Origin of the sequence: Actinoplanes palleronii, assembly GCF_016862315.1 — a bacterium.
GTDB lineage: Bacteria > Actinomycetota > Actinomycetes > Mycobacteriales > Micromonosporaceae > Actinoplanes > Actinoplanes palleronii.
Genome location: NZ_BOMS01000107.1, coordinates 1 through 20,266 on the forward strand (window position 1 = coordinate 1; position 20,266 = coordinate 20,266).

General features: G+C 70.9%; 22 protein-coding genes. 10 read left to right on the forward strand and 12 right to left on the reverse strand.

Annotation, left to right across the window (positions count from 1 at the left end; genetic code table 11):
* Window positions 1-19: 19 nt before the first annotated feature.
* The 3 genes from pntB to Apa02nite_RS33190 form a co-directional block, all read right to left on the reverse strand.
* Entirely contained in the window at window positions 20-1,435 is a 1,416-nt protein-coding gene (gene pntB / locus Apa02nite_RS33180) for a Re/Si-specific NAD(P)(+) transhydrogenase subunit beta (RefSeq protein WP_203828561.1), read from the reverse strand.
* A 2-nt stretch (window positions 1,436-1,437) separates the two neighbouring features.
* Window positions 1,438-2,973 (reverse strand): Re/Si-specific NAD(P)(+) transhydrogenase subunit alpha, encoded by a 1,536-nt coding sequence (locus Apa02nite_RS33185; RefSeq protein WP_203828562.1) that lies wholly within the window; start codon window positions 2,971-2,973, stop codon window positions 1,438-1,440.
* 105 nt (window positions 2,974-3,078) lie between these two features.
* Window positions 3,079-4,065, reverse strand: a complete 987-nt coding sequence (locus Apa02nite_RS33190; protein WP_203828563.1) for a cyclase family protein — start codon at window positions 4,063-4,065, stop codon at window positions 3,079-3,081.
* A 238-nt stretch (window positions 4,066-4,303) separates the two neighbouring features.
* Between Apa02nite_RS33190 and Apa02nite_RS33195 the strand changes: the two genes are divergently transcribed.
* From Apa02nite_RS33195 to Apa02nite_RS33215, 5 genes are read left to right on the forward strand one after another with little or no spacing between them, the layout of a single operon-like run.
* The gene (locus Apa02nite_RS33195) at window positions 4,304-5,578 is read left to right on the forward strand and encodes a cytochrome P450 (protein ID WP_203828564.1); all 1,275 of its coding nucleotides are present in this window, start codon (window positions 4,304-4,306) and stop codon (window positions 5,576-5,578) included.
* Complete coding sequence (locus Apa02nite_RS33200; protein WP_203828565.1) at window positions 5,578-5,802, forward strand: ferredoxin; 225 nt, start codon at window positions 5,578-5,580, stop codon at window positions 5,800-5,802. The genes Apa02nite_RS33195 and Apa02nite_RS33200 overlap by 1 nt, the downstream gene beginning before the upstream one ends.
* Window positions 5,799-6,191: a Zn-ribbon domain-containing OB-fold protein gene (locus Apa02nite_RS33205; RefSeq protein ID WP_203828566.1), complete on the forward strand. Its 393-nt coding sequence runs from the start codon at window positions 5,799-5,801 to the stop codon at window positions 6,189-6,191. Before Apa02nite_RS33200 ends, Apa02nite_RS33205 begins: the two co-directional genes overlap by 4 nt.
* A gap of 17 nt (window positions 6,192-6,208) precedes the next feature.
* The gene (locus tag Apa02nite_RS33210) at window positions 6,209-7,357 is read left to right on the forward strand and encodes a thiolase family protein (RefSeq protein ID WP_203828567.1); all 1,149 of its coding nucleotides are present in this window, start codon (window positions 6,209-6,211) and stop codon (window positions 7,355-7,357) included.
* Window positions 7,354-8,577 carry a CaiB/BaiF CoA transferase family protein gene (locus tag Apa02nite_RS33215; RefSeq protein ID WP_203828568.1) on the forward strand — a complete coding sequence of 408 codons (1,224 nt, stop codon included), beginning with the start codon at window positions 7,354-7,356 and terminating at the stop codon, window positions 8,575-8,577. Before Apa02nite_RS33210 ends, Apa02nite_RS33215 begins: the two co-directional genes overlap by 4 nt.
* Before the next feature lie 76 nt (window positions 8,578-8,653).
* Here the strand turns inward: Apa02nite_RS33215 and Apa02nite_RS33220 are convergent, their stop codons facing one another.
* The gene (locus Apa02nite_RS33220) at window positions 8,654-9,883 is read right to left on the reverse strand and encodes an NAD(P)/FAD-dependent oxidoreductase (RefSeq protein WP_203828569.1); all 1,230 of its coding nucleotides are present in this window, start codon (window positions 9,881-9,883) and stop codon (window positions 8,654-8,656) included.
* A gap of 207 nt (window positions 9,884-10,090) precedes the next feature.
* Between Apa02nite_RS33220 and Apa02nite_RS33225 the strand changes: the two genes are divergently transcribed.
* Genes Apa02nite_RS33225 through Apa02nite_RS33240 form a run of 4 tightly spaced genes read left to right on the forward strand, consistent with a single transcriptional unit; the run spans window position 10,091 to window position 12,613 of the window.
* Window positions 10,091-10,846 (forward strand): SDR family oxidoreductase, encoded by a 756-nt coding sequence (locus tag Apa02nite_RS33225; protein ID WP_203828570.1) that lies wholly within the window; start codon window positions 10,091-10,093, stop codon window positions 10,844-10,846.
* Between the two features lie 4 nt (window positions 10,847-10,850).
* Window positions 10,851-11,447 (forward strand): carboxymuconolactone decarboxylase family protein, encoded by a 597-nt coding sequence (locus Apa02nite_RS33230; RefSeq protein WP_203828571.1) that lies wholly within the window; start codon window positions 10,851-10,853, stop codon window positions 11,445-11,447.
* On the forward strand, window positions 11,444-11,902 hold the full coding sequence (locus tag Apa02nite_RS33235; protein ID WP_275412556.1) for an HtaA domain-containing protein: 459 nt from the start codon (window positions 11,444-11,446) through the stop codon (window positions 11,900-11,902). The genes Apa02nite_RS33230 and Apa02nite_RS33235 overlap by 4 nt, the downstream gene beginning before the upstream one ends.
* Before the next feature lie 3 nt (window positions 11,903-11,905).
* A complete protein-coding gene (locus Apa02nite_RS33240) occupies window positions 11,906-12,613 on the forward strand; it encodes a TetR/AcrR family transcriptional regulator (RefSeq protein WP_203828573.1) in 708 nt (235 codons plus the stop codon).
* A 2-nt stretch (window positions 12,614-12,615) separates the two neighbouring features.
* On the opposite strand, the gene Apa02nite_RS33245 is transcribed toward Apa02nite_RS33240, so the two are convergent.
* From Apa02nite_RS33245 to Apa02nite_RS33275, 7 genes are all read right to left on the reverse strand, one after another.
* Window positions 12,616-12,879: a hypothetical protein gene (locus Apa02nite_RS33245; protein ID WP_203828574.1), complete on the reverse strand. Its 264-nt coding sequence runs from the start codon at window positions 12,877-12,879 to the stop codon at window positions 12,616-12,618.
* Window positions 12,876-13,277 carry a replication-relaxation family protein gene (locus Apa02nite_RS33250; RefSeq protein WP_203828575.1) on the reverse strand — a complete coding sequence of 134 codons (402 nt, stop codon included), beginning with the start codon at window positions 13,275-13,277 and terminating at the stop codon, window positions 12,876-12,878. The genes Apa02nite_RS33245 and Apa02nite_RS33250 overlap by 4 nt, the downstream gene beginning before the upstream one ends.
* A 391-nt stretch (window positions 13,278-13,668) precedes the next feature.
* Window positions 13,669-13,827 carry a hypothetical protein gene (locus tag Apa02nite_RS33255; RefSeq protein ID WP_203828576.1) on the reverse strand — a complete coding sequence of 53 codons (159 nt, stop codon included), beginning with the start codon at window positions 13,825-13,827 and terminating at the stop codon, window positions 13,669-13,671.
* A gap of 664 nt (window positions 13,828-14,491) precedes the next feature.
* Window positions 14,492-15,421 (reverse strand): hypothetical protein, encoded by a 930-nt coding sequence (locus Apa02nite_RS33260; protein WP_203828577.1) that lies wholly within the window; start codon window positions 15,419-15,421, stop codon window positions 14,492-14,494.
* Window positions 15,418-16,464, reverse strand: coding sequence for a helix-turn-helix transcriptional regulator (locus Apa02nite_RS33265; RefSeq protein WP_203828578.1), 1,047 nt, complete (start codon window positions 16,462-16,464; stop codon window positions 15,418-15,420). Before Apa02nite_RS33265 ends, Apa02nite_RS33260 begins: the two co-directional genes overlap by 4 nt.
* Before the next feature lie 45 nt (window positions 16,465-16,509).
* Complete coding sequence (locus tag Apa02nite_RS33270) at window positions 16,510-16,872, reverse strand: STAS domain-containing protein (RefSeq protein ID WP_203828579.1); 363 nt, start codon at window positions 16,870-16,872, stop codon at window positions 16,510-16,512.
* A complete protein-coding gene (locus Apa02nite_RS33275; RefSeq protein WP_203828580.1) occupies window positions 16,869-17,213 on the reverse strand; it encodes a hypothetical protein in 345 nt (114 codons plus the stop codon). Before Apa02nite_RS33275 ends, Apa02nite_RS33270 begins: the two co-directional genes overlap by 4 nt.
* A 195-nt stretch (window positions 17,214-17,408) precedes the next feature.
* Here Apa02nite_RS33275 and Apa02nite_RS33280 point away from each other — a divergent pair, with 195 nt between their 5' ends.
* Complete coding sequence (locus Apa02nite_RS33280) at window positions 17,409-17,939, forward strand: hypothetical protein (protein ID WP_203828581.1); 531 nt, start codon at window positions 17,409-17,411, stop codon at window positions 17,937-17,939.
* A gap of 29 nt (window positions 17,940-17,968) precedes the next feature.
* On the opposite strand, the gene Apa02nite_RS33285 is transcribed toward Apa02nite_RS33280, so the two are convergent.
* Window positions 17,969-20,257: a putative bifunctional diguanylate cyclase/phosphodiesterase gene (locus Apa02nite_RS33285; protein WP_239164735.1), complete on the reverse strand. Its 2,289-nt coding sequence runs from the start codon at window positions 20,255-20,257 to the stop codon at window positions 17,969-17,971.
* Window positions 20,258-20,266: the final 9 nt, after the last annotated feature.

The following is a 20,266-nucleotide window of genomic DNA, read 5'->3' on the forward strand; positions in this document are numbered from 1 at the left end:
CCGCACCGCAGCCCGCCGGTCAGGCCGGTACGCGCGACAGTGCCCGGACGATCTCCTCGACCCTGGTCTTCGCGTCGCCGAAGAGCATGCGGGAGTTCTCCCGGAAGAACAGCGGGTTCTGCACGCCGGCGTACCCGGCGGCCATCGAGCGCTTGAAGACGATGACGTTCCGGGCGTTCCAGACGGTCAGCACCGGCATGCCGGCGATCGGGCTCGCCGGGTCCTCCGCGGCCGCCGGGTTCACCGTGTCGTTGGCGCCGATGACCAGCACGACGTCCGTCCGTACGAGATCGTCGTTGATCTCGTCCATCTCCAGCACGATGTCGTAGGGCACCTTGGCCTCGGCGAGCAGCACGTTCATGTGCCCGGGCAGGCGGCCGGCCACCGGGTGGATGCCGAACCGGACCTCGACGCCCTGGTCGCGCAGCAGCCGGGTCAGCTCCGCCACCGGATACTGCGCCTGAGCCACGGCCATGCCGTATCCGGGGGTGATGACGACCGAGGAGGCCGAGGTGAGCAGCTCGGCGACATCGTCGGCGAGGATCTCGCGATGCTCGCCATAGTCGACGTCGGACGCCGGGCCGGCCTCGATACCGAAACCGCCGGCGATCACGGACAGGAACGAGCGGTTCATCGCCGTGCACATGACGTAGGACAGGTAGGCGCCGGACGAACCGACGAGCGCGCCGGTCACGATCAGGACGTCCTGGTCGAGCAGGAAGCCGGAAGCGGCGGCCGCCCAGCCGGAGTAGCTGTTGAGCATCGAGACGACCACCGGCATGTCACCGCCGCCGATCGACGCGACCAGGTGCCAGCCCAGTACCAACGCCAGCACCGTGACCGCGACGAGCAGCCACAGCGCCGGGCTGATCACGAACCAGACGGTGAGCACGCCGAAGAGCGCCAGCCCGCCGAGGTTGAGCAGGTTCTTGCCCGGCAGCATCAGCGGGGCCGACTTCATCCGGGCGCTGAGCTTGAGGAACGCCACGATCGAGCCGGTGACGGTGACCGCGCCGATGAAGACGCCGACGAAGACCTCACCGTGGTGGATCCGCTCCAGGCTGCCGGACGGGAAGGTGATCAGGCCCTGGGCCGCTTCGCGGTAGCCGTTCCAGCCGACCAGCACGGCGGCGAGGCCGACGAAGCTGTGCAGCAGCGCGATCAGTTCCGGCATGCCGGTCATCTCGACGACCCGGGCGCGCCACAGGCCGATGGCAGCGCCGACCACCACGCCGGCGGCCAGCAGTGGCAGCCCGATGCCGGGATGCCCGTCGACGACCAGGCCGGCGGTGGCCGCGACGGTCAGGACCATGCCGGCGACGCCGGCCGCCCAGCCCTGTTTCGCGGTCTCGTGCTTGGCGAGCCCGGCCAGCGACAGGATGAACAGCAGGGACGCGACCAGGCCGGCCGCGAGCGCTATCGAAGTGGCATTCATGGTCAGTGGCCCTTCTGGAACATGGCGAGCATGCGGCGGGTCACGGCGAAACCGCCGAACACGTTGATCGAGGCGAGCACGACGGCGGCGGTGGCCAGGGTCCGTACGGTGGCGTCCGGGGCGCCGATCTGGAACATGGCGCCGACCAGGATGACGCCGGAGATCGCGTTGGTCACCGACATCAGCGGCGTGTGCAGCGCGTGGTGCACCTTGCCGATCACGTAGTAGCCGATCACGACCGCGAGCAGCAGCACGGTGACGTGTCGCGGGATCGGGTCGGGGGCCAACGCGGTGACGGCCAACAGCCCGGCGGCGCCCAGCCCGGTCAGCGCGAGCCGGGCGGCCGGCTGGAGCGGTCGCTTCATCGCGACCGGGGCGGCGACCGGGGCGGCCGGGGCGGGGGTGGTGGCCGCCGACACCTGCACCGGCGGTGGCGGCCACAGCGTCTCGCCGTCCGTGGCCACCGTGATGGCGCGCTGCACGACGTCGTCGAGGTCCAGGACCAGCTTGCCGTCGCGGCCCGGCGTGAGCAGCTTCATCAGGTTGACCAGGTTGGTGCCGTAGAGCTGGCTGGCCTGGGCGGCCAGCCGCCCGGCGAGGTCGGTGTAGCCGATGATCGTCACGCCATGACCGGTGGTGACCACCTCGCCGGCGACCGACCCCTCGACGTTGCCACCCTGGGCGGTGGCCATGTCCACGATGACCGAGCCGGGGCGCATCGCGGCCACGTCGGCGGCGGTGATCAGGCGGGGCGCCGGTCGGCCGGGGATCAGCGCGGTGGTGATGACGATGTCGACGTCCGCCGCCTGTTCGGCGTACAGACGGGCGGCGGCCGCGTCGTACGACTCGGACGTGGCTTTCGCGTAGCCGTCGGTGGAGACCATCGTTTCGCCGACCTGGACCGGCAGGTACGTACCCCCGAGGCTTTTGACCTGGTCGGCGACCTCGGGTCGCGGATCGGTGGCGCGCACGATCGCGCCCAGACTGACAGCCGCGCCGATGGCCGCCAGGCCGGCGACGCCGGTGCCGGCAACCAGGACCTTGGCCGGCGGGACCTTGCCGGCCGCGGTGATCTGACCGGTGAAGAACCGGCCGAAGCGGTGCGCCGCCTCGATCACCGCGCGGTAACCGGCGATGTTGGCCATCGAGGAGAGCACGTCGAGCGACTGCGCCCGGCTGATCCGCGGCACCGCGTCCATCGCCAGCGCGGTGATCTTCCGCGCGGTCAGCGCCTCGACCAGCTCCGGATGCTGCGCGGGCGCCAGGATGCCGACGAGTACGGCGCTGGGGCGCAGCCGGTCGACCTCGTGCGGGCCGGGCCCGGTGACCCGGAGGACGACGTCGGCGCCCCAGGCCTGCTCGACGGGTCCGAGGCGTGCGCCGGCCTTCATGTACGCCGTGTCGGCGAACCCGGCGGGCGTGCCGGCGCCGGCCTCGACGACGACGTCGTAGCCGAGGGCGATGAGCTGCGTGACGGTCGCCGGGGTGGCCGCGACGCGGGCCTCCCCGTCCGGCTCGCGGGGAACTCCGATGAGCATGGTCGGACCTTCTCCTTCACGCCGGGCGCCTGCGGCGCCGGATATGGAACGGTCTGACACCGGCCGGGTCTCCCCAGGCCGGTGCCAGACCGGGTCGGTGACGGGTCAGTACAGGAGCAGTGGGTTGATCAGCACACCCGTCGAGCGGTGGATAGCGGTCGGCGCGGCGACGAGCAGGCCGGTGGAGGTCCCGGCGGCGCGCAGGGCGGCGGCGGCCGGGCCCAGCAGGCTGTTGTCGATCAGGCAGAGGCCGATCGCGTAGATCAGGCTGTGCACCTCGAGGGCGAACATCGGGTTGCTGCGCGCGTCGTGGAAGTCCCACAGCACCAGACCGGGGTCGTTGGCGGCGATCCACGCGGCGCCGTCGGCCCCGATGCCCGGGCGGGCCTGGAACACCGCGCCCGGGGTGTACCGGTGCCCGGCCGCCTCGAACCGGTCGCGGCCCTGATAGATGATCAGTGCGTCGCCGGGTGCGAGGGTGACGCCGGTGGCCTTGAGCGCGGCATCGAGGTCGTCGCCGGTGACCGGCTGGTCCGCGGTGACCCACTCGGTGCCGCGGATCGCGGGGATGTCGAGCAGCACGCCGCGGGTGGCGATGCCGTGCTGGGCCCAGTTGACGATGGTGTCCTCGTCGGTCTGTGAGTTCGCGACCGGGATCGGGCCGTGCCAGGTCGCGTCGGTGCCCAGGTGGGCGAGGCCGTCGAGGTGGGTGTTGTGCACGCCGTGCGCGTCGTAGGTGATGACGTCGCCGCCGTGCGCGGAGCGGCCGTAAAGTCCGACCCGCACGTCGAGCTCGACCGCCCCGTGGCCGTCGGGCAGCTCGGCCTGGGCCAGGGCCTGCCAGGCCCGGCGTTCCTCGGCCGCGGCCTCGGCCAGCCGGGCGAGCTGGGCCGGCCGGGTCTCCACCTCGCGCTCCAGGGAGATCGCCCGGCCGAGGCGGACCTCGGCGACGCCGCGCAGGCGGGCCGCCTCGTCGATCAGCGCGACCGAGCCGCGGCACTGCGACCCGGCCGTGTGCCGGGCGGCGTCGTGGGTCGCGGCGATCTCGCGCAGCCAGGGTGCGAGCGGATCCGGCCCGAGGTCCTCAGCCATGGTCGACTCCATTCTGCGGTGTGCTTTTCGTTGAACCGAACGCACTTACTCTATAACGGAATGTTTCCGGGAGTCTGCAGGTGAGCCGGGGCGCTGTCAACGGACCAGGTGGTTCAGGCCCTGACGCTTGACACCGGCGCGGCTCGCGGACCATCCTGATCGTGCTGCACAACAGTACGCATGTTCGCTACAGTGAAACACCCGGCCTACCGGGGCAGCCGCGAGGAAAGGGGCAGGGATGAGCACCGTGGAGATCGACCCGGAGCGGATCGACTACTTCACCGACGCCGAGGTGGCGGCGGACTCGGCTCCGTATTTCGACTACATGCTGGCCAACCACCCGGTGTGGCGCGAGCCGAAGTACGGGGTCGTCATCGTCACCGGGTACGACGAGGCGCTGCAGGTCTACCACCAGCCCGAGGTGTACTCCTCGATCAACCGGACCGGCGGCCCGGTGCTCGACCTGCCCGTCGAACTCGCCGGCGACGACCTGACCGAGCTGCTCGAGCAGTACCGGGAGCACTTCCCGACCAACGACCAGATCGTCACGTTCGACCCGCCGATGCACACCGACCATCGTGCGCTGCTGATGGGTCTGATCACGCCGAAGCGGCTCAAGGAGAACGAGGACTTCCTCAAGGCCACCGCCGACCGCTTCCTCGACGCGCTGGTGCCCGCCGGCGGCTGCGAGTTCATCTGGGAGTACGCCAAGCCGTACGCGATCCTCGCGGTCGCCGACCTGCTCGGCGTGCCGGAGTCGGACCACCAGATGCTGATCGACCTGCTGGCCACCGAGGCGCCGATGCTGGGCAACCTCGAACTGCAGAAAACCGGCCACAACAGCCTGGAACGGCTCTACGGCTACTTCGTGCAGAAGATCGAGGAGCGCCGGGCGAACCCGACCGGCGACCTGCTGACCGGCATGGCCCTGGCCACGTTCCCGGACGGCACCCTGCCGGAGCCGATCCAGGTCGCCCGGATCGCGTCCAACCTGTTCGCCGCCGGCAACGAGACCACGGTCCAGCTGCTGGGCATCTCCCTGGCCCGGATCGCCGAGGACCCCGAGCTGCAGGACCTGCTGCGCCGCGAGCCCGCGCTGATCCCGAAGTTCCTCGAGGAGGTGCTGCGCATCGAGGCCCCGATCCGCGGCTCGTTCCGGCTCACCAAGGTCGCCACCAGCATCGGCGGGCTCGACCTGGCCCCCGGAACCGTCGTGCTGCTGCTGCACGGGGCGGCCGGCCGTGACGCCCGGATCTTCGACAACCCCGGCGATTTCGACGTCAAGCGCGCGAACGCCCGCCAGCACCTGGCCTTCGGCCGCGGCATCCACACCTGCCCCGGAGCGCCGCTGGCCCGCGCCGAGGCGGTCTTCTCGATCCAGCGGCTGCTCGCGCGCACCGAGCGCATCAGCATCGCCGAGAAGCACCACGGCCCGGCCGGTGAGCGCCGGTGGGACCTGATGAAGAGCTACAAGTTCCGCGGCCACATCCACCTGTACCTGGAGTACGTCTGATGCCCGCCGGCGAGGAGATCACCGTCGACCGGGATCGCTGCATGGGCTCCGGCCAGTGCACCTTCTACGCCCCGAACACGTTCGACCTCGACGACATCGACGTCGCGATCGTCGTCGACGCGCACGGCGACAGCGACGACAAGATCGACATGGCCATCACCGTGTGCCCGACCCGCTCGATCGCGCGCGTCACGGCCGGCCCCACCAGCGAAGGAGCGACATGAGCGCCACGCCCGAGGCCCCGGTCTCCGTGCCGATCGCCGACCTGGACAGTGACGACCTGCTGGGCAGCTTCGCCGAGGGCCGGCGGCTGGTCGGCACCCGATGCGGGAACTGCGGCCAGACCATGATCGGTTCCCGCGTCGTCTGCAGCTCGTGCGTGAGCCGCGACGTCTCCCGCGTCCCGCTGCCGGGCACCGGGGTTCTGTACTCCTTCACCCGCTTGCACGTCGGCGGGGACGGGGTGCGCGCGGTCGGCTACGTCGACCTCGACGACGACGTACGCACCCTCGCCGACCTGCGCGAGGACGCGACTCCGCTGCGCCCGGACGCACCCGTCGAGCTCGTCGTCGACGGCGACGCCTGGTTCTTCACGCCGGTCACCGGCGCCTGAGAGAAGGAAATCCCCCCATGGCTGAAGACGCGTACGTCATCTCCGCCTCGATGATCCCGTTCGGCAAGTACCGCAGTTCGTCCTACGTGGGCCTGGCCGTGTCGCCGCTCATCGACGCCCTGCAGCGCGCCGGCGTGCAGAAGTCCGACGTCGACGCGGTCTACGTGGGCCACTCGTACGGCGGCATGATGACCGGTCAGCGGATCACCAAGGAGATCGGCCTCGGCACGGTCCCCACCGTCAACGTCGACAACGCCTGCTCCAGCGGCGCGACCGCCGTGCACGAGGCCGCGACCGCGATCGCCCAGGGCCTCATCGACGTCGCCGTGGTCATCGGCGTGGAGAAGCTCACCCAGTTCGGTGGCGGCACCCTCCCGCTCTCCCCGGAAGACCGCGAGGTCAAGCAGGGCATCGTGATGCCGGCGGTCTACGCGATGCGCGCCACCCGCTACCTGTACGAGAACGACGCCACCGTCGACGACCTGGCGCTGGTCAGCGTGAAGGCTCGCCGGCACGGCGCCCTCAACCCGTTCGCGCAGTACCGGCAGGAGGTGACCGTCGAGCAGGTGCTGGCCGCCCGTCCGGTGGCCGATCCGCTCACCCTGCTGATGTGCTGCCCGACCGGCGACGGCGCCGCGGTCGTGGTGCTCGCCTCCGAACGCGCCCGCCACCGGCTCGGCATCGGCGGCGCCGCCCGGGTGGCCGCGTCGGTGCTGCACTCCGGGCAGGTGCAGGAGGGCTTCCGCGACATGACCAAGCCGGAGATCACCTATCAGTCGGCCCGGGACGCGTACGCGCAGGCCGGCATCGAGCCACACGACCTCGACATGATCGAGTTCCACGACGCGTTCTCGATCGCCGAGCTGGTGTACTACGAGGCGTTCGGTCTCACCGAGAAGCACAGCGCCGTTGCCCTGCTGCGCGACGGCCGGACCACGTTCGGCGGTGACGTCGTGGTCAACCCCAGCGGTGGCCTGCTCGCCAAGGGCCACCCGGTCGGCGCCAGCGGCGTCGCCCAGGTCGCCGAGGCGTTCTGGCAACTCACCGGGCAGGCCGGCGCCCGGCAGATCGAGGACGCGCGCTGGGCCGCGACCCACGTGACCGGCGGCGGCACCGCCGGGCTGGACCACGGGGCGTGCACGATCCACATCTTCGAGGCGGCATGAACGAGCAACTGCCCCTGGCCGGGATCCGGGTCGTCGACCTGACCACGTTCCTGTCCGGCCCGTCGGCGACCCAGCTGCTCGGCGACCTCGGCGCCGACATCGTCAAGGTCGAGTCGCTGGACGGCGACTCCAGCCGGGCGATCGTCGGGCCGACCGTACTCGGCGAAAGCGCGTACTTCCTGGCCAACAACCGCAACAAGCGCAGCATCGCGCTCAACCTGAAGTCGCCGCGCGGCCTCGAGGTGCTCCAGCGCCTGATCGCCGGCGCCGACGTGGTCATCGAGAACTTCCGCCCGGGGGTGACGACCCGGCTGGGTCTCGACCCGGAAGCCCTGCTGGCCGAACGGCCCAGCCTGGTCTGGGCGTCGATCAGCGGTTTCGGCCAGGAGGGCGAACTGCGCGACCGGCCGGCCTACGACATGATCGTGCAGGCGCTCAGCGGCGTGATGAGCCTCAACGGGCACCCGGGCGCCCCCGCAGCCCGGCTCGGCATCCCGGCCGGCGACGTGGTGGCCGGGCTCTACGCGGTGATCGGCGTGCTCGCCGCCCTGCAGGCCCGCCACCAGACCGGCCGCGGCCGGATCATCGACGTGTCGATGCTGCGCGGGCAGCTCGCGATGCTGTCCTATCAGGCGCTGTACACCAACCTCAACGGGGTGGCGCCCGAACCGCAGGGTGCCGGGCACGACTCGATCGCCACCTACCGGTCGTTCCGGGCCGGCGACGGGCGCGAACTCGTCGTCACCGCGAACACCCCGCGAATGTGGGAAGGCCTCTGCCGGGTGCTGGGCGTCGACGAGCTGATCACCGATCCGCGTTTCCTCGACGCCGCCGGGCGGCTGCGTCACAAGCACGAACTGTGGGCCGTGCTGGAGGCACGGTTCGCGTCACGGCCCGCGGCGTACTGGGTCGACGCGCTCGCCGCGGCGTCGGTGCCGGCCGCGCCGGTGAAGAACGTCTTGGAGGCGCTCGCCGACGCGCGCGCGGCCGGCGACGGCAGCCTGATCGAGATCAAGGGCGACCAGGCGTCGTTCGAGAACGTGGCCACACCGATCCGCTTCGTGGGCACACCCGTCGGCGAGCCGGCCTATCCCCCGGCGCTCGGCGCCGACACGGCCAGCATCCTCGTCGGTGAGCTGGGGTTCAGCGAGTCCGAGGTCGACGCGATGATCGCCGATCGGGTGGTGTTCGCCGATTCGCTCGCCGAGCAGGTGGCGTGAGGGACGTCTGCCCGGCGGTAATACAGGTGGGGGCGGTGCACAACGAGGTGCACCGCCCCCACCTGTTACGCGGCGGTCAGGAAAGCTGCCGCAGCGCCTCGACGATGGTCGCGCCCGGCTCGCCGGCCATCAGCCGCCGGCGCGCCTGGTTCAGCGCCCGCACCCAGTTCACGGTGACCACACCGCACGCGGCACCGCCGGCGTCGGCGTGCACGACGGCCACCCGGCCGCCCTCCGCCAGGTCACCGATCACGGTCGAGCTGCCTCGCGGGTCGCGCCAGCCGACCGCGTTGACCTTCCAGTCGTACTGGTCGGACCAGACGTAGTCGGTGGATTCGTACGCCGCTTCGGTGCCCCGGGCGATCGCGGTGGCGACGTGGCGCGCCTGGTCACTGGCGTTGGTCCAGTGCTCGGCCCGGACCTGCTGGCCACGACCGGGGTGCGGCCAGCGGGCGACGTCGCCGATCGCGTACACGTCGGCGGCGCCGACGGCGCGCAGGAAGCCGTCGGTCACCACCCCGTTGTCGAGCGTGAGCCCCGAGCCGGTGAGCCAGTCGGTGGCCGGGATCGAGCCGATGCCCACCACGGCGGTCGAGGCCGGCAGCCGTTCGCCGGTGTCGAGCTCGACGGTGAGCGCGCCGGCGACGCCGGTGATCCCGATGACGCCGACGCCGAATCGGGTCGTCACGCCGTTGTCGCGGTGCAGGCCGACCAGGCTGCCGGCGATCTCCGGGCCGACCAGGCGCGCCATCGGCTCCGGGACCGGGTCGACGACGACCACCGGGCACCCGGCCGCGACCGCGGCGGCGGCGATCTCGGTGCCGATGAAACCCCCACCGACCACGACCACCGGCTCCTTGAGCGCGAGCCGCTCGGCGATCGCGCGGGCGTCGGCCAGGGTCCGCAGCTGGAGGACGCCGGACGCCGGGTTCCACGGCGAGGGCCGGGCCACCGCGCCGGTCGCGATGACCAGCACGTCGTAGCCGACCTCGGCGCCGTCGGCGAGGCGTACCAGCTTGGCCGCGGTGTCCAGACCCGCGGCGGCGGTACCCAGCCGCAGCTCGACCGCGAGCTGGTCGAGCTCGGCGGTGCTGATCAGCCGGACCTCGTCGACCGCGGACGCCGACCAGTCGCTGGAGAGCAGGGTCTTGGACAGCGGCGGGCGGTCGTAGGGCAGCTCGGTCTCCGCCCCGATCAGGGTGATCGGACCGGTGTGCCCGAGGGCGCGCAGGCCCTGCGCGGTCCGCGTACCGGCCAGCGAGGCACCGACGATCACCACGTGCTGGTCAGGGGTTGCATCGGCCATCGCGTCGACCCTTCGCACTTAAAAGAACATCTAGTCTTTACAACGGAACACATGCCAGTATCGTCAGGTGCCGCAGCACGTGTCAACGCCAGGTTAACCAGGTGGCGACCGGGATGCTTGACATCACTGGACGGTAGGTCGATTCTGGATCTCGCCAAGCAACGGAACAGACGTTCCGTTGCAGGCGACGAGAGGAAGTGGGAGCCCATGGCAGGAGCAGGACGCGTCGCGGTGGTGACGGGAGCCGCGGCCGGTATCGGCCGGTCGATCGCCGAGCGCCTCGCGCAGGACGGCTTCAAGGTCGCCATCCTCGACGTCGTCGACGGAGCGGCGGAGGAAGCGGCCAAGCGGATCGCCGACGACGGTGGCGTCACCGCCGGTTTCCAGGCCGACGTCAGCGATCGCGGGCAGGTCGACGCCGCACTGGCCGCGGCGCGGGCCGAGCTCGGACCGCTGAGCGTGGTCGTCGCCAACGCCGCGGTCGCCCTGCAGCAGCCGTTCCTGCAGATGACGCTCGAGCAGTGGAACCGCACCCTGGCCATCAACCTCACCGGGACGTTCAACGTGGTGCAGTCCGCGCTGCCCGACCTGGTGGCGGCCGGCTGGGGCCGGGTCGTTCTGATCTCGTCCTCCAGCGCTCAGCGGGGCGCGCCGAACATGGCGCACTACGCCGCCTCCAAGGGTGGCCAGCTGGCGCTCACCAAGGCGCTGGCCATGGAGTTCGGCCGCAGCGGCGTCACGGTCAACACCGTCGCGCCGTCCTCGATCGACACACCGAGCGTGCAGAAGAAGCGCGATGCCGGGCAGATGCCGTCGGCCCAGGAGATGGCCAAGTTCATCCCGGTCGGGCGCACCGGCACCGGCGCCGACATCGCCGCCGCCGTCTCCTACCTCGTCGCCGACGAGGCGTCCTACATCACCGGCCAGACCGTCAGCGTCAATGGCGGCTCGTTCATCGGATAGGTCTATGCCCAAGCCTCGCATCACCCCCCTGCCCACCGAGGACTGGACCGACGAGGTCGACGACGCCTTCGCGGTGCTCCGCGGCCACGCCCCCGCCGAGCAGAGCAGCCCGCCGGCCCGGCCGAAGGCCAACATCCTGGGCATCTACGCCCGGCATCCCGCGTTCGTCCGCGGCTGGATGCCGTTCTCCCAGCACCTGCGGCACTCCACGCTCTCCGACCGGGTCCGCGAGATGGTGATCCTGCGGACCACCTGGCTCGGCTTCGGCGAGTACGAGTGGGCCCAGCACGTCTGGATGAGCCGCGCCGCCGGTTACCTGACCGACGCGGAGATCGCCGCGCTCTCCGAGGGCCCGGACGCCGCGCAGTGGTCGCCGGGCGACGCCGCCGTGGTGCGCGCCGTCGACGAGATGTGCACGGTGAAGAACGTCTCCGACGTGACCTGGAGCGAGCTGGCGAACCAGTTCTCTCCGGAACAGCTCATCGACCTGACGTTCACCGTCGGCACCTACGACATGCACTGCACGGCCTTCACCGTGCTCGGGCTCCAGCTCGACGAGGGACTCATCGGTTTCCCCGAGCACCACCGGCGCGACGCTTGAACCCGCGATCCGGAGCGCTGCGGTGGGCGGTGAAGGCGTCCTTCATGCGCTACGTACGGGTGATCGCCGCCGGGACGTGCGAGGCGACCGGCGGCGCCGTGCTGGGTGCGGACGACGTCATCACGTTCCCGCTGCTCGACGCCGCCCAGGTGGACGGCGGCTGGCGCCTGGACTTCGGTGGTGAGGTGCGCTTCGCGGCCCATCACGGCGCACTCGACGTCACCCTGGCCGGGCTGCGGCTCGATCTGGGCCCGGACGCCGGCGCGCTGAGCATCACCGCGGGAGATCGACGCCTGACCATCGCCGAGCTGGCCCCCGCCGAGCGGGATGACACACTGCGCCGGCAGGCCCTGCCGGCCAGTCTCACCGAGGCCGGGATCCCGGTCTTCGGCAACGTCTACCCGGCCGGAACCGACCTTGCGCCGTTCGACGTCGACGTCGCGATAGATTCCTGAACCATGTCACAGACTCCGCCCGACCGAGCCACGCGCCGCGGCACCTCGCGCACCGGCGGGGAACGCAAGAACGTCCGGGGCGACGTGACGCGCCAACTGATCCTCACCGCCGCGGAACGCCTGTTCGCCCTGCACGGCATCGCGGCAGTGCCGCTGCGCGACATCGGTGTCGCCGCCGGGCAGCGCAACCACGCCGCCGTGCAGTACCACTTCGGCGAGCGCGACGAGGTGGTCAAAGCCATCATGGAGTTCCGCGGCGCGCAGAGCGAGACCAGCCGGGTGGACCTGGTGGCCGGACTGATGCTCGGGACGACACCGCCCACCGTCGTCGACGTGGTCGCCGCGTTCGTCCGGCCGCTGGCCATCCACATCCGGCCGGACAACTACTACCTCACCTTCCTGTCGCTCTACATCACCGAGGAGGGTGGCTACGAGGGGCTCGGTAGGAACGTCCACACCGGCGCGTCGGTCATCACCCTGCAGACCGTACTGCGCCGGCTCGTCCCGGACGTCCCCGAGGCGGTGCTGCAGGAGCGCTGGTGGGTGACGCTGACCAGCGCGGTGCACGCGCTGGCGCGCTACCACGCCGCGCACCGCAAGCGGGCCAGCCTGCCCGCCCCGATCGAGGTCCTGATCAACGACCTGGTGGTGATGCTCAGCGCCGGGCTCACCGCGCCGCTGGCTGATGGCGATCCCCGGGCCGCCGGCTGAGGTCAGCCGGGCGGCGGATCGACCGGCGCAGGCACATGTACAGCCCGGTTCCGGCCGCGACGAAACCGAGGAAGACGCCGGTGAACCCGGTGTAGCTGCCGGCGTCGCGGTCCTCGGCGATGGACAGCATCGCGCTCCGGCGACTTGCGGTGCGTCGAGATGGCCAGGTGTTTCGCGGCGGCCAGGCCCAGGTTGAACACCCCGTTGACGATCAGGAACAGCGACGGCGAGACCACCGCCAGCCCGATCTTGCCGGTGGCCATCACGACGTTGCCGTAGACGGACCACTGGGCCACGCCTGGGCCAGCAGACTCACGAAGAAATCGTTGACCCCCAGCAGGTGATTCAAAATCGGGCTTGCGTACGTACGGTCCTGCCGAGCCCGCAGCGCGCTGGGGCTCGGTGGCGTCTCGCCACGTGCCAGTGCCAGGTAGCGCGCGGACAGCGATCCGGTGACCCAGCAGGCGGGGTTAGGGGCGGCGGGCCGGTGACGCACGAACCGGTCGATGAAGCCGAGCGTGCGCAGGGCGTGCAGCCGGTGCCGGCACGTGGTGCCGCTGTCGAACAGCGCGGCGGCCAGCTGGTCGGTGGTCAGGGCGGTGTGCTCGTCGAGCAGCTGCGCGATCGTGTAGTCGCGGACCTGCAGGCGGCGGGAGATCGTCAAAAGGCTGCTCCCCCGTTCGGGAGCTTCCCCTACAGGAAGCTGTCGGGGCGGCATCGCTGCGCACATAGTGGCCTCCGAGCTGCGGTGTTGGGCGAGTCAGGGTCGGCCCCGCCCCGGCAGTACGGGGCCGGGCCCGGGCCGGGGTGCTGACCGGGGTCCGGACCAGGGCGGGGCCGGGGCGGCCCGGCGCCGTCGATCACCGGCCGCGGCGCCGGGTTCGCGCCGTCGATCACCGCCTGCAGCGCCGGGTTAGCGCCGTCGATCTGACCCCTCGATAGCCAGGCGCGCCGGATCTCGCCGTCGTGGATGCGGCGCCTGTCGAAGGTGGAATGCGGGTCCCGTACAAAATCGGGCAGTGACAGCAACCGCAGCCGGGCCAGGACCGGACCGCTCACCGTGGACCGCAGCGGCGCCGGGGTGGTGTCGAACTTGACGGCCCGGCCGGGTCGGTGAGATCGCGGGTGTAGTTGCGCGGGAACGCCCGGTCGCCGACCAGCTCGGGGACGGTAGTCAGGAACGCCTGCGGTAGCGCCGGCGAGCGGAGTGGCACCGATTGAGGCGATACCTACCAAAGGGCCGCTGTCGGCGCCGGACATCGCCGGGCATCTCCCGACACGAACCCGACAGCACGCCAACACCTGGCCCACCCCGGCGCCCTGGGGGCCGACGTGGTGCGGGTGTCGGCCAACGGATTACTGCTGTTGGGCGGCGCCGTGGCCTCGTCACCGGCATGTGGTCTGATGAGGCGGCCGACTCAACCGGCGACCGGCCGGCAACGTCACGAAGGCCAGGTCGCCGTCCGGAAAGACGGGCCGCAGCCGAGATGCCGACTATGCCCGCCAGGCCGAGGCCGGCTGCGGTGATTGCTCCCCCGGTGCCAGGATCGCTTCGTGAGGCGGATCGCGCCGCCCAGGTGCGCCTCGTCCGCGTCTTCCACGCTGGACCGTCAATGCCCGTTCAAGGACGACGGTGGGGGCTGCGCCGCGACAACCCGGTCCCGATAGATGCGCTCTCGACTTGGCGCTGTCTCCGGCTGGTCGACGTTCCGCAAACAGGCGATCCGGGCAGGCCAACAGTTGCCCGACAGTGGGGCGCGCGTTGGGCAACACCGTCGCGAGGGCTTCGGCCTCGGCGCGAGACAGGCTGCGCCGAGTTCGCTTGACAACCAAGGTTGTCAATGTAGGCACCATGACAACCGACGTTGTCAGCGCGGGTCAGGCGGGTGCGGCGGGGAGGTAGAGGCCGTGCGCCGCGGCCTGGACTATCGCGGCGTCGCGGCCGGGCGCGGCCAGCTTCCGGCAGATGGACTCGAGAAGGCTGCCCGCGGTCAGATCCAGGTGCTCGTGGATGCGACGGTCGTCCCAGCCGGCCAGGTGCAGGCCCAACACCGTGAGCTCGGGACGGGTGAGGCCGTGCAGGTGGCCGGGGTCCGACATGAGCACGATGCCGCTGCGGTGACCGGGCGGCAGGCCGGCGGTGGCCAACACGGTCACCTTGAGATAGCCGGCGGACGCGCCGACGGCCAGGAAGCTGGCATGGCTCGCACCGGCGGATAGGAGGGCGCGTGCCTCGGCGACGACCGGCGCGGCGGGGCCGCACGCTTCGAGTCCCGGCAAGCCGGGCAGCGGTTCGGTGGATCCGGCTCTCGTGAGGACCGTTGCGGCGATCGGGTCGGCGACCAGGGAGGCCATCGCGGTGAGCTTCTGCCGCGGGTCGATCGCGCGCGCGATGATCGGAGCGACGACGGTGAGTTGTTCCTGCCACCGTTCGGGTGCGGTGGTGCGCAGGCCGAACAGACCCAGGTAATCGCCGCCGGCGCGGAGCGGAACGTAGATCTCCGAGGCGTCGACGCTGAGGACCGTCGCTGCCGGGGCGGGCCCCAGCAGGCCGAGCGTGGTGATGTCGTCGGCGAAGGCGGGACTGTCGAGATGCCGTTTCCGTTGCGCGGAGTAGCCGTAGCGGGCCAGCGGGCTGTGCAGGCAGCGTTCCGGCTCGAACAGGCTGAGAAAGGCCGCGTCGTGGGCGATCACCGACCGGATCGTCGTCAGCAGCGCCTCGGCTCGTGCGGCGAGCGAACACGGACGGTTCGCGATGTCGGCCAGGTCGAAGATCAGCATCTCGGCGTCCGGCGCCGCCCCGGTCATCGCGGTGCCGCTCGTCGTTCGGTGGTGTGCAGGTCGGCGGGGAGGTAGAGACCCTGGCGTAGCGCCCGCACGGCCGCGACCGTCCGGGACGAGGCGGCCAGCTTGATCATGATGTGTTCGACGTGGGCGACGGCGGTCCGCGGTGCGAGGTTCAGCGCGGCGGCGACGGCGTTGTTGCTGTACCCGTCGACGAGCAGGCCGAGGACCTGCAGTTCCCGGATGGTCAGGCCGTAGCGTGGCGGCGGCGGGGACAGCAGGACCACGCTGTGCAGGCGGCCCAGCGGGTGCGGCGGGCAGGCCAGCGCGGTGACCCGGGTCAGCGTCTGCGCGCCCGGGGATGTCGGGCAGAGGAACGTGAGCATCTGCAGGCCGTCGTGCAGCCGGGCCGCGACCGTGGACAACACCGGCGAGCCGGCCGCCAGCAGCAGGTCGCCGGGCAACCCGCTCAGCGGGATGACCTCCGCCGGGCGGGTGAGGATCGTCCCGGCGTACGCGTCGGTGACGAGCTGGGAGATGGCCGAGACGGTCCGCAGGGGGTCGAAGACCCGGGCGACCAGGCGGGTGAGCCGGTGCAGCAGCTCGATGTAGGCGTCGTCGGGCGGTTGCTTGGTGATGCTCTGCAGACCGATGTTGCCGAGGTGCCGGCCGTCGGCGGTGGTCAGCGCAAGTCCGACCGAACGGCCGAACCCGGCCGGGCGCATGAACTCCCACCAGCCGCGCACCGAGTCCAGCGCCGAGATGGTCTCGTTGACCTGCACCGGTCGCTGATGGGCGCGCAGCAGCGAGAGCTGCTCGAAGTCGTCGACGAGCATCGGGCTCGCCAAAAACTGCTGGACCCGGGCCGAATGCCCCTGGCTGTGCAGCAGCAGTTGCCGGCGGTCCTGCGGGTCGAACAGGCTGACGAAGCCGGCGTCGAAGGAACCGGCCCGGTGCAGCAGCTCCAAGACCGCCGGTGCGCTCTCCGCTGACTGGCGGGTCGCCGCCGCCAGGTCCGACAACTCCAAGGCCAGCTCGGGTGCCAGCGACTCGCGGTGTGACGGCATGCAGCCACCCTCCTGCCCGGACCGATCACCCGCGTTCCCGATGAATCACCCGGTGAAGGAGCCATCCGCGCCGGTGTCCACACCAGGAACATAGCCGAGGAACGACGCACTTCCCACTGTGCTCACCAGGATGTCGACGGGTTCGCTGGCCGCCACAATGCGCACCGGACCCACATCGGCATGGTCGAACTCCAGCGCTTCGATGGCGCGCAGCCCGGCGCAGTCGCAGAAGGTCAGACCCGACAGATCCAAAAGGATCTCATCGGCGCCGGAGCCGGCCAGCAGGGTCGCTATCCGGTCGCGGAATGTGGCCACGGATCCGCTGTCCAGCTCGCCACTGACGTAGATCATCGCCGTACCGTTCCGCCCGCGGTCACCATCCACGATCAGCGCGGGCGAGCCGATCACCGCGAACTCCCCACGAAGGCGCTGTGCCGGAAAACCGCCAGGGCGAAGATGAGCGCACCGATGTCGTCGCTGTCGGCCAGGACGTCCAGCAGGAGCGGCCACCGCAGTGCCTTGCGATGATGCTCGGCGTCATCGACGACGCGATAACGCACGCCATGCTCAACGGACAGGACGTAAATCGCGAGAAGCGCGTCGACCCCGGAATCGCCCAGAGCTGATACCTCGGCCAGGCTGACGTGCAGTTCGTCCACCTGCTCGCGCAGGACGATCTCCGATATGACTCGTTTCAAATTCTCCGCGGCGTCACCCGCCAGAACACCGCGTGGCTCGATACGCCGCATATCATTCCTCCGCGCCGTCGACGTGAATCCCACCGAGAGCGCCAGCACCTACATTTATGAAACTTAATAGACCTGAAGCCTACTGTTCAGATCACGCCAGCGAATCGGCATAAGTTCCTACTCCGATCCGGTGCAGGTCAGGAAACTCCACTCAGAACGGAAACCCGCTTGCGTACGATGAAAGCAGTCGTCTTGATGATGTTGACTCCGCTGGCGGGCTGCCAGGCCGGCCCGGAGACGGTCGATCCGGCGTCGCCACGCACCCTCGCACTGACCGCCGGCGCGGTCGGAAGCGTGCCGAACGGCGGGCCGGCAGCGACGATGCAGTCCGAGTTGACCGCCCTGTTCGGCGCACCCACCCGGGTGACCGACGTCGAGCCGTGCCTGCTCGCCGGGCCCACCACGGTCAAGGAACGCGCCCTCGACTGGCAGAACCTGACCGTCACGGTGGCCTCGGAGGCGGGCGCGGCCGAGACGGTCGCCGGGTGGAGTGTCCGCCCGGGAGCCCTGAGCACCCGGCTCGACCTGCCCTACGGCGTGAGTACCCGGACGAGCGTGCCGGACGCGCTGTCGGTGATCCCGGACGCCACCGGCAAGTACAACGACATGTTCGGCCTGTTCGAGATCTTCACGAAGGCGGAGCCGGACGTCTTCTGGACCGGCGACAAGCCGGACGGTTCCGGACTCATCACCCACATCACCAATCACCCCCAGTTCTGTGAGTGACCGCCGGTGATTGTGCAGCCTGGGCCGCGTCAGGCGGTGCGCAGGACCGCGCGCAGTGCCTCGACGGCCGCGATCGGCTTCAGCGGGCGGTGGAAGTGGTAGCCCTGGCCGAAGCCGCAGCCCATCGCGGCCAGCAGCTCCGCCTGCTCCGCCGTCTCGATGCCCTCGGCGACCACCTGCAGGTCGAAGGCCAGTCCGAGGTGGACCAGCGCCTCGGCCACCCGCCGGGCCCGCGGTTGTTCGGTGATGCCGGCGATGAACGAGCGGTCGATCTTCAGGATGCTGACCGGGAGCCGGCTCAGGTAGCTCAGGGCCGAATACCCGGTGCCGAAGTCGTCGACCGCGAACCGGATGCCCTGGCCGCGGAGCGCTTCGAGGCGGCTGATGGTCTGCTCGTCGGGTTCCAGGGCGGTGCTCTCGGTGATCTCCAGGAGCAGCCGGTCGGCCGGGAAACCGGTCTCGGCGAGCACCCCGGTGACCACGGCCGGCAGGTCGGCCTGTTTCACCTGCTGGGGTGACAGGTTGACGCTGAGCCGGACCCGGTCGGCGCCGGGGACGCATCCGCTCCACTCCGCGGCCTGCCGGCACGCTTCGCGCAACACCCATTCCCCCATCGGTACGATCGCGCCGGTCTCCTCGGCCATCTCGACGAACGCCCCGGGCATCAGCAGGCCACGTGTCGGGTGGTTCCATCTGACCAGCGCCTCGACCGCGACGATCTCCCCGGCCTCGACGCCGGTGCTGCCACTGAGCGCGACCACCGGCTGATAGTGCAGGGCCAGCTCGTCGTTCTCGATGGCCCGGCGCAGCTCGGCGTCGCGGGCGCCCGGGTCGAGTTCGGCGTCGTAGAGCTGGTAGCGGGCCCGGCCGGAGCGTTTGGCGGCGTACATGGCCAGGTCGGCGCGGTGCAGCAGCTGGTCGGCTTCGAGCGGCTCGTGGCCGTCGTAGACCGCGACGCCGACGCTGGCTTCGACGCCCAGGACCAGGTCACCGAGCACGACCGGGGTGCGCAGCGCCTCGACCAGGCGCTGGGCGATCCGCTCGGCGGTGGCGCTGTCCGGCAGCCCGCGCAGGATGACGGCGAACTCGTCGCCGCCGAGCCGGCCCGCGGTGTCACCGGAACGGATCACCGATCGGAGGGCGACCGCTGCCGCCTGCAGGACCGCGTCGCCGGCTTCATGGCCGTACGTATCATTGATGGGTTTGAATTTGTCCAGGTCGATGAGGAGAACCGCGGAGCAGCGGTCGGCGCGCGGGGGCTGCGCGACCAGATCCGCGACCCGGTTGTTGATCAGGATCCGGTTGGCGAGGCCGGTCAGCGGGTCGGTCACCGCCATGTCGTGGTTCTCCCGGAGCACGAACATCTGGCGTACGACGACCAGCACGGTCAGCAGGATCGCCCCGATGATCATGCCGCCGAGCGGGTACATGCCCTGCTCCCGGGCCAGGTAACCGAGCACGGCGTAGGCGAGCGCGATCGCGCCGTACGGCAGCCAGTTGATCCGCCCGAGCCGGCCGGCCGGGCGCGGCGCCTCGCGACCCTGCCGGTACGTGCGGTGCGCGGCGAGCGCCAGCAGGTATTCGCCGCTGAGCCAGAACAGGTCGGGCCACATGCCCCCGCCGAACCCGACGTGCAGTTGCAGGTAGCCGTAGGCGGCGTCGGCGACGATGAACAGCGTGATCGCCGCGGTCAGCAACCGCACCGCGGGATCGGCGGCGGCCGAGCGGCCCATCATCAGCATCGCCAGGGCGAGCACCAGCAGCAGGTCACCGACCGGCTGGGCGGCCGCCACGGCGACCCGGTGCACCGGCACGTCGTGGTCGACGAAGAGCGGCCCGAGCAGCAGGTACCACAGGATCATCGACGCGCCGGCCGCCACGATCAGCGCGTCCAGGCTCAGCTTGATCCGCTCGACCCGGGACCGGCGTTCGTCCGGCAACAGCAGCAGCCCGGCGAACATGAACGGGACGAACGCGATGAACCAGTAGTCGGCGCCGGCCGGGAACTCCGGCGGGCCGTGCACGGCGTCCTCGAGGAACCACAGGACCTGGGCGATCAGCCGGCAGGCGAACGCCACCGTGATGAACGTCCAGGCCCGGCGGATCCGGCGACCCCCGCGGCCGCGCAGCACCACCCGCAGGCCGAGGGCAGTGACCAGCATGCCGATCGGCACGTGCACCAGGTCGGTGACGAAGCGGCGCAGGTCGCTGCCGCCGGCCCGGCCGAGGTAGAACACGAAGAAGGCGGCCAGCAGCAGCCCGGTCCCGGCCACCGCCGCGTTCGCCACCCGCCCGCCGGAGTGTTGCGTTAGCCTCACACCGTTCGA